Genomic DNA, 2,199 nt, shown 5'->3' with positions numbered 1-2,199 from the left:
GCCAATTTTATTCCCAGCATTCTCAGCAGCCTTAACCACTGCTTCTTTTAAAATGCGCGTCACTTTATTTGGAACGCCTTTGACACGCCCTTGACCTGCCTTTGGTGGTATACGCTTTTTAATGGGTTGTGGAGCCTGCTGTGTATTTTGTGATGTCATAAAATACGCCCTCCAGATAATAAAAAACCCCGCATTTGCGGGGATTTTGAACTGTACATTTCCCTCTCTAGACACAATACGCCTAAGTACAGCAATGTCATTAAATACGATTTGCTACAATTTGTCAACATAAAAATAACACATATTGATAATTTCAAAGTGAATCGGTTAAACAGCGCTTATGAATAATTAAGGGTTCAAAATGATGAAATCATTATCCATAACACGCATCATAACATTTATAGCTTTCTTTTTTATATCAGCGCTACCTGCATCAGCGTCATTTGGATTTATAGACAAATTGACGCGTATGTTTACAAGTGTAGATACTATGGAGAAGTATAATAAACTTTACAACAAATACGCGAGTGAATCATATATTGGCTCTACGCATTCTGAAAAGATACTCGAAGCAAAAGAATATGCACACAGACATGGATACACCGAAACTGATTTTATATTGAAACGTCATCTATGGGTTATTTATTGCGGACGCTATGTGAATTTATTGCGGGGTGATTATAATATATTGATGTCACATACGGATCTACCCATGGCTCTACCCAATGTGATAGATCATTTACGCAGGAAATATCTTTGGAAGCCAATGTATTTTATGTGGGCATATAACGAATCAAATAACAGCAAAAATCCAATGATTTATTATGCGAAAGAATTTCTTAAAACTACGAAGGACCCTGAATTTGACTTAGAAGAACAAATTACTGATCTAGTATATAATGTGAGAAACGGTTATTATGAAACGATTGAATTACTAAAGAAACGTTGCAACACCATAGAATGGATATACTATATAATGAAACCGTAATAGAGATTGTCATTTAACGATCAAAATGTTTCTGAAGAGCATTAAGAGCAACGCGTAATGAATTCACAAGGTGCGGTAGCATTTGATCTTCTATAACGAGGGACTGTAACGCAGCATGAAGATTATACTGTCTATAGAGGCATTGGGCTTCTTTTAGTGCCTCTTGCATGTTTATAAACTGCTCTGTTGCAAATTCTACCCATTTATCTCTTGCCTTATCATCAGATGATGATGGCATTTCGTCATAAATCGCATTAGGCAAGCCCTTTGCACAAAGGTAATCGTTTCTTACTTGTAGATATTGTTGCGCGGCATCATATTGCTCTTGAGTAATCACGCCTTGCAAACAAAGCCGCCCGATATAGGTACCAGAAAGTGGATTTTTTGCCTCTTGTAGCGTTAAACCGAAACGCTTTGCACGCATTTCTATTGCCAATTTATCAACGGCTTCACGCGGTGCTTTTGCACGTGATATACGTCCGTTTGGTTCTCTTACCTGCCCTGCTATTTTAGGGCGTCCCCTTTTTTTATTTTTTTTCATAACACCGCCTTTTATTTAAAAAGGAACACTGTCATTCATAACGGTATGGGGCGTATCAAGAGGTCTGTAAATGCTTCTGTCATAAGCAGATGACTGATCTTGATTATCATCATTTTTGCCATCTAAAAGCTTTAACTCGCCTTTGTACTGAGGCAATATGACTTCTGTTACATAGCGATCAACACCGTTTTTATCTTGCCATTTACGGGTTTGTAGTCGCCCCTCGATATAAACTTTGCTGCCCTTATTCAGATACTGGAGAGCTATTTTTGCAAGATGTGGATTAAACACCACAATGGAATGCCATTCGGTTTTGTCTACTTTCTTATTGGTTGCCTTGTCTGTATAGCTCTCAGACGTTGCCATTCGAAAATTGACCACCTCGATGCCAGTTGACATTGTTTTGCTTTCTGGATTAGCACCTAAATAGCCAATTAAAATCACTTTATTAAGCATGTTTGTAAGTCCCATTAAATGATGTAAAGATCATAACATGTTTTATGTGTTTTTACAATGTTTTCAGTTGTCTAATAACAATTATTTAAAGTGTTACATTATGTTCTAAATCACTAAAGCGTGTAAAATCGGATTGAAAGGCAAGGGGAACGATTCCTGTCGGACCATGGCGTTGTTTTGCTATAATAACCTCGGCTTTACCCTTGGCTTGCTC

The 2,199-nt window shown here is 37.5% G+C and carries 4 protein-coding genes; 1 reads left to right on the top strand and 3 read right to left on the bottom strand.

The annotated features are described in order from the left end of the window. The first annotated feature begins 361 nt into the window (after positions 1-361). On the top strand, positions 362-988 hold the full coding sequence (locus ACFIMM_RS03155) for a hypothetical protein (protein WP_375627825.1): 627 nt from the start codon (positions 362-364) through the stop codon (positions 986-988). 13 nt (positions 989-1,001) lie between these two features. Here the strand turns inward: ACFIMM_RS03155 and ACFIMM_RS03150 are convergent, their stop codons facing one another. The 3 genes from ACFIMM_RS03150 to ACFIMM_RS03140 all read right to left on the bottom strand — a co-directional run. After that, entirely contained in the window at positions 1,002-1,529 is a 528-nt protein-coding gene (locus ACFIMM_RS03150) for a hypothetical protein (RefSeq protein ID WP_375682665.1), read from the bottom strand. Between the two features lie 15 nt (positions 1,530-1,544). Further along, positions 1,545-1,985, bottom strand: a complete 441-nt coding sequence (gene ssb / locus ACFIMM_RS03145) for a single-stranded DNA-binding protein (RefSeq protein ID WP_375682664.1) — start codon at positions 1,983-1,985, stop codon at positions 1,545-1,547. Between the two features lie 85 nt (positions 1,986-2,070). Beyond that, positions 2,071-2,199 (bottom strand): DnaB-like helicase C-terminal domain-containing protein (locus ACFIMM_RS03140; RefSeq protein WP_375692610.1); only part of this gene is annotated, 129 nt, incomplete at its 5' end.

The organism is Bartonella sp. AP258QHHD (assembly GCF_042196145.1).
In the GTDB taxonomy this organism is placed as follows: Bacteria; Pseudomonadota; Alphaproteobacteria; order Rhizobiales; family Rhizobiaceae; genus Bartonella.
The sequence above is the reverse complement of the archived record's forward strand: the minus strand, read 5'-3'. Positions and strand labels throughout refer to the sequence as shown.

What these genes read in the sequence shown, in the direction of transcription:
- ACFIMM_RS03155 (WP_375627825.1), top strand. Translation starts at nt 362, where the DNA reads ATGATGAAATCATTATCCATAACACGCATCATAACATTTATAGCTTTC.
- ACFIMM_RS03150 (WP_375682665.1), bottom strand. Translation starts at nt 1,529, where the DNA reads ATGAAAAAAAATAAAAAAAGGGGACGCCCTAAAATAGCAGGGCAGGTA.
- ssb (WP_375682664.1), bottom strand. Translation starts at nt 1,985, where the DNA reads ATGCTTAATAAAGTGATTTTAATTGGCTATTTAGGTGCTAATCCAGAA.